We start from the raw sequence: 13,672 nt of genomic DNA, 5'->3' as shown, positions 1-13,672 counted from the left end.
TTACAAGCAGGAATTTATCCAGTTTATGGTGGACAGCGATGTGCTGAAATTTGGAGATTTTACTTTGAAAAGCGGGAGAAAATCCCCCTTCTTTATGAACGCAGGCGCCTATGTGACAGGTTCCCAGTTAAAGAAACTGGGAGAATACTATGCCAAGGCTATCCACGACAGGTACGGGGATGACTTTGACGTGCTCTTCGGGCCCGCCTACAAGGGGATCCCGCTGGCAGTGGTGACAGCTATCGCCTACAGCGAGCTCTACGGAAAGGAGATCCGCTACTGTTCAGACCGCAAGGAAGAGAAAGACCACGGCGCTGACAAGGGAAGTTTTCTTGGCAGCAGCTTAAAAGACGGGGACCGGATTATCATGATCGAGGATGTGACAACCTCTGGTAAATCCATGGAGGAGACGGTTCCAAAGGTAAGAGGAGCAGCGGACGTGACCATCGTGGGACTTATGGTATCCCTGGACCGTATGGAAGTGGGAAAGGGCGGAGAGAAAAAGGCCCTGGATGAGATCCATGACCTGTACGGTTTTGACACAGCGGCCATCGTTACCATGGCGGAAGTGGTAGAGTGTCTCTGGAATAAAGAGTGCGATGGAAAGGTTGTCATTGACGATACATTAAAGGCAGCTATCGATGCATACTATGAACAGTACGGAGCAAAATAGGAGGAAGCAGCTATGAATGAAAAAGCATACAGATCTATGGCGTTTGCGGGAACTGGAAATATAGTGATCGGCATTGTGATGATCGTGGTGGGCACGGTGGCAGGTATCCTGTCCATCATCGGCGGCGCGAGGCTGTTGAAAGAGAAGAACGGCCTGATGTTTTAAAGAAAACAGTCTGACTGGATGGAGGAGTAGAAGATAAGTTTTGAGTTATAAAAAAGGCAGAGGAATACGTATACTGGGGAAGATCTTGTTTATCCTGTATATGGCATTTGTCGTGTATTTTCTGCTGTTTTCTGATCTTTACGGGAGGACCGGGCCGGCCAGTGAGTACCACTACAACCTGGTCCTTTTTCAGGAGATCAGAAGGTTTTGGACATACAGGGATCAGCTTGGCACTTATGCCGTGTTTTCCAATCTTTTCGGCAATGTGCTGATTTTTATGCCTTTTGGCTTTTTCCTGCCTATGGCCAGCCGGCACAGGAGCTTTGCCTCGGCCGTGCTGTACAGCTTTTCGCTGAGCCTGGGAGTGGAGGCGTTTCAGCTCCTGACGAAGGTGGGCAGTTTTGACGTGGACGACCTGCTCCTGAACACCATAGGAGGGGCGGCAGGATACATCATTTTTACCATATGTGCAGCGATAAGGAGACACCATGTTGCTAAGAAGACTAAGAGAAGCCATTGAGGAGATGGCGGAGAGAAGAAAAAAGAAAAAAACAGAAAAAGAGAAAATGAAGAGGCGCAGCCGGAAGTATGGGCAGGCCCAGCTGAAACACTCCAGAAGAGGGATCAAATCCACGTTTCTCGCAGTGTGCTGTCTGTTCCTCCTTGTGCTGGCTTTTTCTGCTTCATACATAACCAGAGGAGATGTAGGACTTTTGATCGGCGTTGTGGGTCTTAGCGCCCTTGCCCTGGCAGTCGTTGGACTGAAAAATGCTATCCAGGGCTTTAAGGAGAGAGAAAAGAATTACGTCACATGTAAAGTGGGGGCGGCGTTGAATGGCCTTTTTCTCCTTGGTCTGATCGCAATATTTTTAAGGGGGCTATTTTAGATGGCAGAACTGACAGAAGAAAGATATGAACTTGCAATAGAAAGGATTTCGCAGATCCCGGATGAAGAGAGGGCAGGGGAGAGATTCCGGCCCTGGTTCCGGCGGACTGCGGAATTTATTCTTTTATTGGACAGATTTTACAGGTGTGTTTCCTCCGGGGACTACAGGAAATCTTCGCTGGAGGAATTAAAGGAGTGGAACAGAAAGCTCTATGAGGACATCCTGCCAGAAAATTATGAGACCAGCTGCGGCAATCCCGCGTATGCGGTGCAGGAGCTGGGGGAGGAATACGGGCAGATCTTAAGCTTTCTCTACGCTGAGATCCGGGGAGGCATCCCCTATGCGGCGGAGGGGAAGACAGAGTACCTGGACATTCTGTACGAACTTTTCATCGAGATCTACAACTGCTTTGAAGAGGAGGATGAGCCGGAGCTTCGGACCCTCCGGGATATCATTTACTGGTACGCCAGTGATTACTGCGACGTGTTTGTGGCGGACAGGATAGAGGAGCAGATCGATCCTGAGAGGAGGTTCGCTCTGGATATCATAGAAGGATGCGACCTGTCGGACTTCAGATACCTTTATTTCTACGGTGAGTACGTGGGTGAAAATGAGCTGGGGACAGCCCGCTATCTGGCGGCCCTGCCGGAGGAGACGGTGCAGAAGATGGCGGATGTGTACACGGAAGGATACAGGATCGGTTTTGTCAGCACGGGAAAGGATCTGTCAAAGAAGGGGACAGTGAATATCCGCTATGTTCTGGGCTTTGAGAGAGTGGTGAAGAAGGCGGTGGAGAATTTCCGTGCAATGGGCCTTGAGCCGGTGATCTACCGGGCGGCAGGAAGCGTCCTCACAAAGAGAGGGGCGTCCCGGGTGGGATACTATGGCGGCATCCCCAATATGCAGTACGACTATGACCACAGAAATGACCAGGGACTTTTCTTTGGCAAGCGGTTCATGGAGCGGAAGCTGGAAGTTGCGCGCACCACGTATGAGCGAAACAGGGAGCTGGCCCGGGCGCTGGCAGGCCCGGCGGTGATGGAGACCTTCGGTGAGAAGCCTTTTTCTCCAAAGCAGAAAAAGGAGGCTGTCTCCCTGTCGTCGAAGCAGGAAGAACTGCAGCTTCTCTATGACAGCAGATCCTCCCAGATGACCAACGAGTACATTCCGGGGGATGAGAGGAGCTTTACCATCATTGCGTGGCCGGTGCCGGAGATCGGGGAGAAGTACCCGGAGATCTTCGACCAGGTGATCCGCATCAACACCCTGGACGCCGAAGTGTACGGCAGCGTGCAGCAGAAGCTCATCGACGCCCTGGATAAGGGAAAATATGTGCGCATCCTTGGAAAGGACGGCAACCGGACGGACATGAAAGTGCAGCTTTACAGACTTTCGGACCCGGAAAAGGAGACCATATTTGAAAACTGCGTGGCGGACGTGAATATCCCGGTGGGGGAAGTCTTTACTTCTCCGGCGCTGGAGGGAACGGAAGGGACGCTGCATGTCAGCCAGGTGTACCTGAACGGACTGCAGTTCAGAGATCTGGAGCTGACCTTTGAGGACGGCATGATCACCGGGTACCGGTGCGGCAATTTTGAGGACGAGGAAGAGGGCAGGAAGTATATATTTGACAATATTCTTTTCAAACACGAGACTCTTCCCCTTGGCGAGTTTGCCATCGGCACCAACACTACAGCCTACGTGACAGCCAGAAAATATGGCATCGGGGACAAGATGCCCATTCTCATTGCAGAGAAGACAGGCCCCCATTTTGCCGTGGGCGACACATGCTACAGCTGGGCTGAGGACATCAGCGTGTACAACCCGGATGGGAAGGAGATCGTGGCCAGAGACAATTCTATTTCCATAAAGCGGAAAGAAGACCCGGCCAGAGCGTACTTCCACTGCCACACGGATATCACCATTCCCTACGAGGAACTGGGCAGGATCGCAGTGGTGACCGGGGAGGGAGAGGAGATCCCTCTCATCGAAAATGGAGAATTTGTCCTTCCAGGCACAGAGATTTTAAATGAACCATTGAAAAATACGAATAAATAAGCTATGATTTATCTGCGAAACTTATAAATGAGCGAAAAGCGGAAAGGATGGAAACTATGCCAAAAGTAGGAATCGTAATGGGCAGTGACTCTGATATGAAGGTTATGAGCAAGGCTGCCGATATGCTGGAAAAACTGGGGATCGAGTATGAGATGACGATCATCTCCGCCCACAGGGAGCCGGATGTGTTTTTTGAGTATGCAAAGAGCGCGGAGGAGAAAGATTTTAAGGTGATCATCGCCGGAGCAGGCATGGCTGCCCATCTGCCGGGTATGTGTGCCGCCATTTTCCCCATGCCGGTCATCGGCGTGCCCATGTCAGGAAAGAACCTGGCCGGAGAGGACGCGCTTTTTTCAATCGTACAGATGCCGCCCGGAATTCCGGTTGCCACAGTTGCCATTGACGGAGGCATGAACGCGGCCATCCTGGCAGCGAAGATCCTGGCTACCTCAGACGCGGCTCTTCTTGAGAGACTGAAGGCCTACACACAGGAGATGAAAGAGACCGTGCAGGCAAAGGCGGCGAAGCTGGACGAACTTGGCTATAAAGAATACATGAAACAGATGTAGTGAGGAGAAAAGTATGGATTACAAGAATGCTGGTGTAGATATTGAGGCGGGTTACAGATCCGTGGAACTGATGAAGGAGCATGTGAAGAAGACCATGCGCCCCGAGGTGCTGGGGGGGCTGGGCGGATTTTCCGGCGCCTTCTCACTTAGCAAGATCAAGGAGATGGAGGACCCGGTCCTCCTGTCCGGCACAGACGGCTGCGGCACAAAAGTGAAGCTGGCCATGATCCTGGACAAGCATGACACCATCGGTATCGACGCGGTGGCCATGTGTGTCAACGACATTGCCTGCGCAGGCGGGGAGCCCCTGTTCTTCCTGGACTACATAGCCTGCGGAAAGAACTATCCGGAAAAGATCGCTGACATTGTAAAAGGAGTGGCGGAAGGCTGCATTCAGTCTGAGGCGGCTCTCATCGGCGGCGAGACAGCAGAGCATCCCGGACTTATGCCAGAAGATGATTATGATCTGGCCGGATTTGCAGTGGGCGTCTGTGACAGAAAAGATATGATCACTGGGGAGAACCTGGCAGAGGGAGATGTGCTCATCGGCATGGCTTCTTCCGGCGTGCACAGCAACGGATTTTCCCTGGTGCGCAAGGTGTTTGACATGACAAGGGAGTCTCTGGATACATACTATGACGAGCTTGGGAAGACCCTGGGGGAGGCTCTCCTGGCCCCTACGAGGATTTATGTAAAAGCCCTCAAGAGCGTGAAAAACGCAGGAGTTAAGGTGAAGGCCTGCAGCCACATCACAGGGGGCGGCTTCTACGAGAACGTGCCCCGTATGCTGAAGGAAGGCACCCATGCAGTGATCGAAAAAGACAGCTATCCGGTGCCGCCTATTTTTGACATGCTGGCAAAGCAGGGCCATGTGGAAGAGCAGATGATGTACAACACATTTAACATGGGTATCGGCATGGTCGTGGCAGTGGATCCGAAGGATGTGGACGCAGCCATGGAAGCCATGAAAGCGGCAGGAGATACGCCTTATGTGATCGGCCATATCAAAGCCGGAGATAAAGGAGTCACATTATGCTAAGAGTACTGGTTCTTGTGTCCGGGGGCGGCACTAACCTGCAGGCTATCCTGGATGCGGTGGACGAAGGGAGCATCACCAACACAGAGATCGTGGGCGTGATCAGCAACAATAAAAATGCCTACGCCCTGACAAGAGCCAGGGAGCACGGGGTAGCGGCTCAGTGCATCTCACCGAAGGATTTTGCCACGAGAGAGGAATTTAATGAGAAATTCCTGGAGGCAGTGGACGAGATTGGGCCGGACCTCATCGTGCTGGCCGGATTTCTTGTGGTCATCCCGGCTGAGATGATCGCAAGATACAGGAACAGGATCATCAACATCCATCCATCCCTTATCCCGGCTTTCTGCGGGACAGGCTTCTACGGGCTGAAAGTTCATGAAGCGGCCCTTAAAAGAGGGGTGAAAGTGGTGGGAGCTACCGTGCACTTTGTGGATGAAGGTACGGACACAGGCCCCATCATTTTACAGAAAGCTGTGGAAGTGGAGGAGGGGGATACCCCCGAGATCCTTCAGCGGCGCGTGATGGAGCAGGCAGAGTGGAAGATCCTGCCACAGGCCATTAACCTTATAGCAGGCGGCAGGGTGACAGTGGAAGACGGAAAAGTCAGGATCCGGTAAAGCCGGGAAGACAGGAGGAAGACCAATGAATGTATTGATTGTAGGAAGCGGCGGAAGGGAGCACGCCATCGCGTACTGCGTGGCGAAAAGTCCCAAAGCGGATAAAATATACTGCACACCGGGCAATGCGGGCATCGCTGAGTACGCACAGTGCGAGCCCATCGGCGCCATGGAGTTTGACAAGATCGTGGCTTTTGCAAAGGAGCACGCCATTGACCTTGTCATTGTGGGCATGGACGATCCTCTGGTAGGCGGCCTGGTGGATGAGCTGGAGGCGGCAGGCATCCGCACCTTCGGCCCCAGGAAAAATGCAGCCATCCTGGAAGGTTCCAAGGCATTTTCCAAAGATCTGATGAAAAAATACCATATCCCCACAGCGGCCTATGAGAATTTTGACGATCCGGACAAGGCCATCCAGTATCTGAAGGCAGAGGCGAAATTCCCCATCGTCCTCAAGGCGGACGGCCTGGCTCTGGGCAAGGGAGTTCTCATCTGCAACACCCTGGAGGAGGCGGAGGAAGGCGTGAAGACCATCATGCTGGACAAGAAATTCGGAGCTTCCGGCAACACCATGGTCATTGAGGAGTTCATGACCGGCAGGGAAGTGTCTGTCCTCTCCTTTGTGGACGGCAATATTGTAAAGACCATGACAAGCGCCCAGGACCACAAGCGGGCCGGGGACGGAGACACTGGCCTTAACACAGGCGGTATGGGTACATTTTCTCCGAGCCCGTTCTACACAGAAGAGGTGGATGCGTTCTGCCAGAAATATATTTTCCAGCCCACGGTTGACGCCATGAAAGCGGAGGGGCGCCCCTTCAAAGGCGTGATCTTCTTCGGCCTGATGCTGACAGAGGAAGGGCCGAAAGTGCTGGAGTACAATGCCCGCTTCGGGGATCCGGAGGCCCAGGTGGTTCTGCCCCGGATGAAGAACGACATCATCGACGTGGCGGAGGCCTGCATCGACGGCACCCTGGATCAGATCGATCTGCAGTTTGAGGACAATGCGGCTGTCTGCGTGGTGCTGGCATCGGAAGGGTATCCTGTCTCCTACGAGAAGGGACTTCCCATTACAGGGCTGGATGAATTTAAGAAACACGAGGGTTACTACTGCTTCCACGCAGGGACAAAAGAGGCGGACGGACAGATCGTCACAAACGGCGGACGGGTGCTGGGCATCACAGCCAAGGGAAAAGATCTGAAGGAGGCCAGGGCCAACGCCTACGCGGCCACAGAGTGGGTGCAGTTTGACAACAAGTACATGCGCCACGACATTGGAAAAGCCATTGACGAAGCATAAATAAAAAGCGAAAGAGAAGCTCTCTCTGGAGGGAAATTCCAGGGAGGGCTTTTTGACTTCCGGGACAGACTTTTAAGGAAAGGGGATGGGGAAACATGCAGACAGCGGCTGTGCTTCTTGTGGAGGACGATCCCTCCATCGTGGAACATCTGACGGAATTTCTGGCAGGAGAAGGTTTTGCGGTGAAAAGTGCGCCGGGGCAGGAGGCGGCACTGGATATACTGGATGAGAACAAGGTGGATCTTGTGCTTCTTGACATTACCCTGGCCCAGGGAAACGGGTTTTCGGTCTGCGCCAGGATCAAGGAGGAGTACCAGATCCCGGTGATCTTTCTGACAGCTATGGACGACGAGTATTCGGTGGTGGCCGGCCTGGACATGGGTGCGGACGACTATATCAGCAAGCCTTTCCGGCCCCGGGAGCTTGTGTCCCGCATGAGAAATGTGCTGCGAAGGAGCGGCCGGGCGGAGCGGGCGGCGGTGATCGGGGATCTTACGGTGGACACGGACCGGGGCGTGGTCCTGCGTGAGGGCCGGGAGCTGTACCTGTCTGCGCTGGAATACCGGCTGCTGCTTGTGTTTTTAAATCACCGGGGGCAGATTTTAAGCCGGGATGTGCTGATGGAGGAGCTCTGGGATATCTCGGGAGAGTTTGTCAATGACAATACGCTGACGGTCTATATCAAGCGGCTCCGGGAGAAGATAGAGCTGGATCCGGGGAACCCTGTCATCCTGCGGACGGTCCGGGGGCTGGGCTACCGCATGGAGTAACTGGGAGGGAGAAGGAGGAAAGAAATGGAGTTTTTCAGAAACAGGGATATCCGGCAGCAGTGCCTGCTCTTTGCTGTGGTTCTTCTGGTGGCTGCCGGGGCGGCGTTTTCTGTCTCCCGGCAGGCGGCGCTTCCGGTCTTTCTGACAGGAGCAGTTTTTGCGGCCATTTCCCTTTTGTTTACATGGAGGAGGACCAGGGATGTGCAGCGCCTGGCAGAGGAGCTGGATAGTTTTCTCCACATGGAGACAAAAGGCTCCTCCTCCGGCAGAGGTGACATGAAGATGCAGCATTTCCGGGAGGGGGATCTGGAAGTGCTGCGGGATGAGATCGAGAAGCTGCTGGTCCGCCTAAGCCAGCAGTCGGCTCTTCTTATGGCGGACAAGCGTCAGCTCTCGGAAGCGCTGGCAGATATCTCCCACCAGATCCGCACGCCTCTTACGTCTCTTAATCTGCAGGCGGAGCGGCTTCGCAGTTCCGCCCTTACAGAGGACGAAAGGCGGGCCCTGCTCCGGGAGATGACGGGCATGCTGTCCCGCATCGGCTGGCTGGTGGAGACGCTCCTTAAGCTGTCAAAGCTGGAGGCAGGGACAGTGGTGATGAGAAAAGAGGAATTTCCGGCCGGAGAGCTGGCAAGGGAGGCCCTTAAGCCCTTTGAGATTTCCATGGAGATCCACGGGCAGGAATGCATCTTCGACCTGTCCGGGGAGCCTGCCATACGGGGAGACTATAACTGGACGCTGGAGGCGGTGCAGAATGTGATCAAAAATGCCCTGGAGCACACGCCGGAAGGGGGGCGTATCTGGATCAGCCTGCGGGAGACTCCGCTTTTTGCGGAGATTGTCATTACTGACTCCGGGGCGGGGATAGCGGATAAGGATCTGCCCCATGTGTTTGAGCGGTTTTACAGAGGGCAGAACGCGGCTGCCGGGAACTTCGGCATCGGCCTGGCGCTGGCCAGGTCCATCCTGGCCGGAGAGAATGGGGTGATCCTGGCCGGGAACAGCAAGGGCCGGGGCGGACAGTTTACCATGCGGTTTTACAGGTGACGGATTTTGCGGATGACGGGTCTGAAAGTGACAGATCCGTCATTTTTCTGTCACGGTCCTGTCATGTGGGCGGGCTATACTGACAGTAAAAGAAAAACCATGCAGGAGGAACAGTGACATGAAAAAGACAGGGGAGATCCTTCGTGTTGAAAATCTGACAAAAATATACGGGGAGGGAGAAAACGCCGTGCGAGCTTTGGACGGCGTGTCCTTCTCTGTGCAGAAAGGAGAGTTTGTGGCGGTGATGGGGGCCTCCGGCTCCGGCAAATCCACCCTGCTCCATCTGCTGGGCGGCGTGGACCGGCCCACAGCGGGGAAAGTCTATGTGGGCGGCGTGGATGTGTACGCCCAGAATGAGGAGGAGCTGGCCGTGTTCCGCAGAAGAAAGGTGGGGCTCATCTACCAGTTTTACAATCTGATCCCGGTGCTGACGGTGGAGGAGAATATTGCCCTGCCGGTGCTTATGGACGGGAGAAAGGTGAATAAAGAGCGGATGGAAAATCTGCTGAGGATCCTGAAGATGGAAAAGCGGCGTACCCATCTGCCGGGGCAGTTGTCCGGCGGACAGCAGCAGCGGGTGTCCATAGGCAGGGCGCTTATGAACGCCCCGGCGGTGGTGCTGGCGGATGAGCCCACCGGCAATCTGGACTCGGAGAACAGCCGGCAGATCGTGGAGCTTCTGAAATACTCCAACCGAACCTACGACCAGACCATGGTGGTCATTACCCACGACGAGGATATCGCTCTCCAGGCGGACCGGGTCATCGCCCTGGCGGACGGGCGGATCGTGAAAGACGAGGTGATCCGGTAATGAGAAATATTTTTTCAGAGATCACAAGAAGGACCATGGGACAGAACCGGACCCGCACAGTGGTCACCATCATCGGCGTCATTCTCTCCACGGCCATGGTGACAGCGCTGGCGGTATTTGCAGGGAGCATGCAGCATTTTCTTGTGCAGCATACTATTGCCACGGAAGGAGCGTGGCATGTGGATATAAGCGGGATGACCAGGGAGGAGCTGGCCGAGGTCCTGGCGGATGACCGGGTGGAGAAGGCTTCTGTGCTGTATGAGCTGGGGTATGTCCCGGCCCGGGAAGAGGACGGGATCTGTCATCTGGTGGCCAGCCGGGATGAGACGGCCTGGGAGGAGCTGCCGGTGGAACTTGACGCGGGGCGGCTGCCGGAAACAGAAGACGAGATCCTGATCCCCTACGACGGGATCTGGATCGCCGGGCAGGAAGCCCATGTGGGGGATGTGCTTACCATTCCCATGGGCAGATATGTCTCGGAAACCGGGGAGACGCAGAAATCCTGGGAACTCGTCCGGGAAACCTCCGAGGAGGCAGGCAGGGCCGGGCAGTATGTGGAAGGGCAGACCAGGAGCTTCACGGTGACAGGCGTTTACAAAGAGATGGCGGAGATGGATTTTGGCAGCGCCAGGTTTGACGCCGGGTACATGCTTCTGACAGGGGGGCGGGATATCCCGGATCAGGACGAAAACGGGCTGTACTGCCGCGCTTTTCTGGAGATGAAAAAGCCGGGCCAGGCAGACGGATTTATCGCGGACTGGGTGGATCCTTCCGACGGCAGAAGCAGGCTGGAAGGGGTGTCCTGGTCCCGGCACGACAGTCTCCTCAGATGGCAGGGCGTGTTCCGCAGTGAACGCTATATCCAGTTTATCACGGGAATGCTGGGGACACTGCTGGCGGTAATCATGGTGGGGTCAGTCTCTTTGATCTACAACTCATTTTCCATTTCCCTGCGGGAGCGGACGGCTCAGTTCGGGCTTCTTGCTTCTGTGGGAGCCACCCGGAAGCAGCTGAGAAAATCCCTGCGATTTGAGGCGTTTCTTGTAAGCGGCGTGGGGATCCCTCTGGGACTTCTGGCCGGGGTGGCCGGGAGCGCGGTCACGCTGCATTTTATCGGAGGCGGGCTGACGGCATTTATGTACGGGTATGAGGGAGAAATACCGGTGCAGATCTATCCGGCCGCGCTTCTTCTGGCGGCGGCTTTTGCCTTTCTTATCGTGCTGGTGTCTGTGTGGATACCCTCCCGGCGGATCCGGAAGATTTCTCCCATGGACGCCATCCGTTCCACAAAGGACATCCGCATCCGTCCCCGGGATGTAAAAAGCGGGAGACTGACAGGGAAAATGCTGGGGCTTCCGGGGATGCTGGCCTCCAAGAATTACAGGAGGGACCGAAAGAAATATAAGAGTACGGTGGTTTCCCTTACGGTCAGCATGGTTCTCCTTATGACAGCGGCGCTGTTTACCATTTATCTGACCCGTGCAGGCGGCACGATCCTGGATCCGCCTAAGTATGAACTGAAGTACACGCTGTTCCTGTCCGGCGGCCAGGGAGATGAGCAGACCACTGGGGATGTGCGGAAACTTCTGGAAAATGAGCCGGGTGTGGAAGAGGTGTGGATGTATAAAAGCATCTATCTTTCCATTCCTGTGGAAGAGAACATGCTGAATGAGGAGTACAGCCGGATACATTCCTGGAGCGAAGAGGATCATCCGGACGGGAAAGTGCCCTTTACCTGCCCCGCAATTGTGCTGTCAGATGATGAGTACCAGGAGTTCCTTAAGGAGCAGGGGCTGGAAGAGCCGGATGCGGGTGCTGCAGCAGACGGCGCGGACGGCACAGACGATACAGTTCTCAAGGCGGTTTATTATGACCAGATGCAGGTGTATGATGAAGAAAATGAGACCTACAGTCAGGTTCCGGTTCTGTCAGACGAGGTGAAGAAAAGGCCTCTGGCGGCCGGGATATACCGGGCGGAGGAGACGCCGGACGGTGGACAGGAAATGACGTTTGAAGAAGAGCTCCAGGTGGAGTTTGATCAGGAGACGATGCAGCTCCCCGAAAAATATGACGCCCAGGGAAGAGTGGATCCTATCATGATCCTGTCGGAGAGACAGTTTGAACAGTACAGGAGCCTGATGCGTGACGGGACGGAAGGGGAGTCCTATTTTGCAGAGTTCAACATCCGGGCCTCGGATTACCGGATGGTAGGGGCAGACCTGCAAGAGAAACTGGAAGAAAAAGAAGAGTGGGACGGCATTTTCTACACGCCGGCTGCGGATGCAGAGATGAACAGGCAGGCGGTGGCGGCCATCCAGGTTCTGTGCTATGGATTTATCACCCTCATCTCCCTTATTGCACTGGTAAATGTGTTCAACACCATGTCCACAAACCTGATGCTGAGACGACGGGAGTTTGCCATGCTCCGTTCCGTGGGGATGACAGGCAGATCCTTCCGGCTTATGCTGGGATACGAGTGCGTCATCTATGGCCTGCGCTCCCTTGTGTACGGCACCATTCTGTCCCTGCTTATCAGCTTTGCCTTCTGGCATTTTACTTCCCGGGCCGGAGGCGGAAATGAATTCATCTTCCCCTGGCCCTGGTTTGCGGCGGCTGTGGCAGGCGTGCTCCTCATCGTAGGCATCACCATGGCGTACAGCATAGGCAAGATCCGCAGGATGAACATCATCGATGAATTGCGCAAAGAGTAGAATACAAAATACACAATAACGCACCAGATATGTTAATTCCGGACGTAATACTTTTAAAAAGTATTACGTCCGGAATTAACTTTTCGCGATCAATAATTACCCAATTCGCCGAGATATCTGTCGATTTTCTTGAGCCTTTTCTCGATTCCTTTTGCCTTATGGCTCAGTGTCTCCAGAATGCCCTCTGCGATGAACTGCGGACCCACCATGCAGTTGAAGAAAGCGTTGCTGTCTACCGGGACTGTGAAGAGGACAGTAGCGTACTCGGCCAGGAGGGCGCTTGGTTTGTCGGTCACAACGATGATTTTTGCGCCGGACTCCCTTGCCATCTGGGCGCAGATCTTATCCTCGGAGGAGTACCGCGGGAAGCTGAACATGATCAGGCAGTCATCCTTTGAAATGTTGCACAGGTGGTCCACCGGACTGATGGCCGAGGAGCTGGTGGTCTCCACGTTGGGGACCATGTGCTTCAGATAGAGGAGAAAATAGTCCCCTAGGGAGGAGTTGCCTCTGGAGGCGGTGATGTACTTGTGTCTGCTTGCAAGGATAATGCGGGCTGCCTCCTCGAAGGAGTCCGGGCTGTTGGATGTCAGTGCGCTTTCCAGGTTCTGTGCGGCATTTTTGAAATGCCGGTTGATGTAGTCGGATGTGCTGGTGAGCTGGGCCCGTTTGGCGATCCTCTGGGATGGTATGGTAATGGAACTGGAAATGCTCAGCACTTTGTCCTGGTAGTCCTTTCGCAGGTTTTTTTGAAAATCCATAAATCCTTCAAATCCCAGTGACCGGCTGAAGCGGATGATAGAGGATTCGCTGACGCCCAGCTTCAGGGCGATTTCTGTGGATGTCATGAAACAGGCGTCGGCAGAGTTGTCCAGTATATATTTTGCAATGATCTTCTGTGTCTTGGTAAGCGGGGTCTTACTGATAAGGTCCCTCAATTCTTTCATATTCTTCCCTCCGGGTTTGGCAAGGTAGTGTCCAAAACTACCATGCTTTTTATTGGTTAAAGTTACGTTTTACCTTGA

The 13,672-nt window shown here is 54.3% G+C and carries 14 protein-coding genes; 13 read left to right on the top strand and 1 reads right to left on the bottom strand.

The features are described from left to right. From pyrE to Q5911_RS14165, 13 genes are all read left to right on the top strand, one after another. A partial coding sequence (gene pyrE, locus Q5911_RS14225) for an orotate phosphoribosyltransferase (RefSeq protein WP_303183770.1) occupies window positions 1-673 on the top strand: 673 nt, incomplete at its 5' end. A gap of 12 nt (window positions 674-685) precedes the next feature. Continuing rightward, the gene (locus Q5911_RS14220) at window positions 686-838 is read left to right on the top strand and encodes a hypothetical protein (RefSeq protein ID WP_173829262.1); all 153 of its coding nucleotides are present in this window, start codon (window positions 686-688) and stop codon (window positions 836-838) included. Window positions 839-938: 100 nt separating this feature from the next. Continuing rightward, window positions 939-1,358: a VanZ family protein gene (locus Q5911_RS14215; protein WP_083582710.1), complete on the top strand. Its 420-nt coding sequence runs from the start codon at window positions 939-941 to the stop codon at window positions 1,356-1,358. Beyond that, the gene (locus Q5911_RS14210) at window positions 1,327-1,725 is read left to right on the top strand and encodes a DUF6142 family protein (protein WP_076779028.1); all 399 of its coding nucleotides are present in this window, start codon (window positions 1,327-1,329) and stop codon (window positions 1,723-1,725) included. Before Q5911_RS14215 ends, Q5911_RS14210 begins: the two co-directional genes overlap by 32 nt. Continuing rightward, window positions 1,726-3,783, top strand: coding sequence for an aminopeptidase (locus tag Q5911_RS14205; protein ID WP_303183768.1), 2,058 nt, complete (start codon window positions 1,726-1,728; stop codon window positions 3,781-3,783). It begins immediately after the preceding gene. 56 nt (window positions 3,784-3,839) lie between these two features. Next, on the top strand, window positions 3,840-4,352 hold the full coding sequence (gene purE / locus Q5911_RS14200) for a 5-(carboxyamino)imidazole ribonucleotide mutase (RefSeq protein WP_033126862.1): 513 nt from the start codon (window positions 3,840-3,842) through the stop codon (window positions 4,350-4,352). A gap of 13 nt (window positions 4,353-4,365) precedes the next feature. Then, entirely contained in the window at window positions 4,366-5,391 is a 1,026-nt protein-coding gene (gene purM / locus Q5911_RS14195) for a phosphoribosylformylglycinamidine cyclo-ligase (protein ID WP_087173278.1), read from the top strand. Continuing rightward, entirely contained in the window at window positions 5,385-6,008 is a 624-nt protein-coding gene (gene purN / locus Q5911_RS14190) for a phosphoribosylglycinamide formyltransferase (RefSeq protein WP_033126864.1), read from the top strand. Before purM ends, purN begins: the two co-directional genes overlap by 7 nt. Window positions 6,009-6,033: 25 nt before the next feature. Then, entirely contained in the window at window positions 6,034-7,308 is a 1,275-nt protein-coding gene (purD, locus tag Q5911_RS14185) for a phosphoribosylamine--glycine ligase (RefSeq protein ID WP_303183764.1), read from the top strand. Between the two features lie 95 nt (window positions 7,309-7,403). Next, complete coding sequence (locus tag Q5911_RS14180; RefSeq protein WP_191384400.1) at window positions 7,404-8,078, top strand: response regulator transcription factor; 675 nt, start codon at window positions 7,404-7,406, stop codon at window positions 8,076-8,078. A gap of 24 nt (window positions 8,079-8,102) precedes the next feature. Further along, the gene (locus Q5911_RS14175) at window positions 8,103-9,125 is read left to right on the top strand and encodes a sensor histidine kinase (protein WP_303183761.1); all 1,023 of its coding nucleotides are present in this window, start codon (window positions 8,103-8,105) and stop codon (window positions 9,123-9,125) included. A gap of 118 nt (window positions 9,126-9,243) precedes the next feature. Then, window positions 9,244-9,936, top strand: coding sequence for an ABC transporter ATP-binding protein (locus Q5911_RS14170; RefSeq protein ID WP_303183758.1), 693 nt, complete (start codon window positions 9,244-9,246; stop codon window positions 9,934-9,936). Beyond that, window positions 9,936-12,647: an ABC transporter permease gene (locus Q5911_RS14165; RefSeq protein WP_303183742.1), complete on the top strand. Its 2,712-nt coding sequence runs from the start codon at window positions 9,936-9,938 to the stop codon at window positions 12,645-12,647. Before Q5911_RS14170 ends, Q5911_RS14165 begins: the two co-directional genes overlap by 1 nt. 89 nt (window positions 12,648-12,736) lie before the next feature. Here Q5911_RS14165 and Q5911_RS14160 read toward each other — a convergent pair whose 3' ends face one another. Then, on the bottom strand, window positions 12,737-13,594 hold the full coding sequence (locus Q5911_RS14160) for a MurR/RpiR family transcriptional regulator (RefSeq protein WP_303183741.1): 858 nt from the start codon (window positions 13,592-13,594) through the stop codon (window positions 12,737-12,739). Between the last annotated feature and the right edge of the window lie 78 nt (window positions 13,595-13,672).

Source organism: Lachnoclostridium phocaeense, from assembly GCF_959599685.1.
Classification (GTDB): Bacteria; Bacillota; Clostridia; order Lachnospirales; family Lachnospiraceae; genus Claveliimonas; species Claveliimonas monacensis.
Note: the sequence above shows the minus strand (reverse complement) of the source record. Positions and strands in the feature narration are given on the sequence as shown.

Excerpts from the sequence above, each read along its gene's own strand:
- Q5911_RS14220 (WP_173829262.1), top strand. The coding sequence starts at position 686 with ATGAATGAAAAAGCATACAGATCTATGGCGTTTGCGGGAACTGGAAAT.
- Q5911_RS14215 (WP_083582710.1), top strand. The coding sequence starts at position 939 with ATGGCATTTGTCGTGTATTTTCTGCTGTTTTCTGATCTTTACGGGAGG.
- Q5911_RS14210 (WP_076779028.1), top strand. The coding sequence starts at position 1,327 with ATGTTGCTAAGAAGACTAAGAGAAGCCATTGAGGAGATGGCGGAGAGA.
- Q5911_RS14205 (WP_303183768.1), top strand. The coding sequence starts at position 1,726 with ATGGCAGAACTGACAGAAGAAAGATATGAACTTGCAATAGAAAGGATT.
- purE (WP_033126862.1), top strand. The coding sequence starts at position 3,840 with ATGCCAAAAGTAGGAATCGTAATGGGCAGTGACTCTGATATGAAGGTT.
- purM (WP_087173278.1), top strand. The coding sequence starts at position 4,366 with ATGGATTACAAGAATGCTGGTGTAGATATTGAGGCGGGTTACAGATCC.
- purN (WP_033126864.1), top strand. The coding sequence starts at position 5,385 with ATGCTAAGAGTACTGGTTCTTGTGTCCGGGGGCGGCACTAACCTGCAG.
- purD (WP_303183764.1), top strand. The coding sequence starts at position 6,034 with ATGAATGTATTGATTGTAGGAAGCGGCGGAAGGGAGCACGCCATCGCG.
- Q5911_RS14180 (WP_191384400.1), top strand. The coding sequence starts at position 7,404 with ATGCAGACAGCGGCTGTGCTTCTTGTGGAGGACGATCCCTCCATCGTG.
- Q5911_RS14175 (WP_303183761.1), top strand. The coding sequence starts at position 8,103 with ATGGAGTTTTTCAGAAACAGGGATATCCGGCAGCAGTGCCTGCTCTTT.
- Q5911_RS14170 (WP_303183758.1), top strand. The coding sequence starts at position 9,244 with ATGAAAAAGACAGGGGAGATCCTTCGTGTTGAAAATCTGACAAAAATA.
- Q5911_RS14165 (WP_303183742.1), top strand. The coding sequence starts at position 9,936 with ATGAGAAATATTTTTTCAGAGATCACAAGAAGGACCATGGGACAGAAC.
- Q5911_RS14160 (WP_303183741.1), bottom strand. The coding sequence starts at position 13,594 with ATGAAAGAATTGAGGGACCTTATCAGTAAGACCCCGCTTACCAAGACA.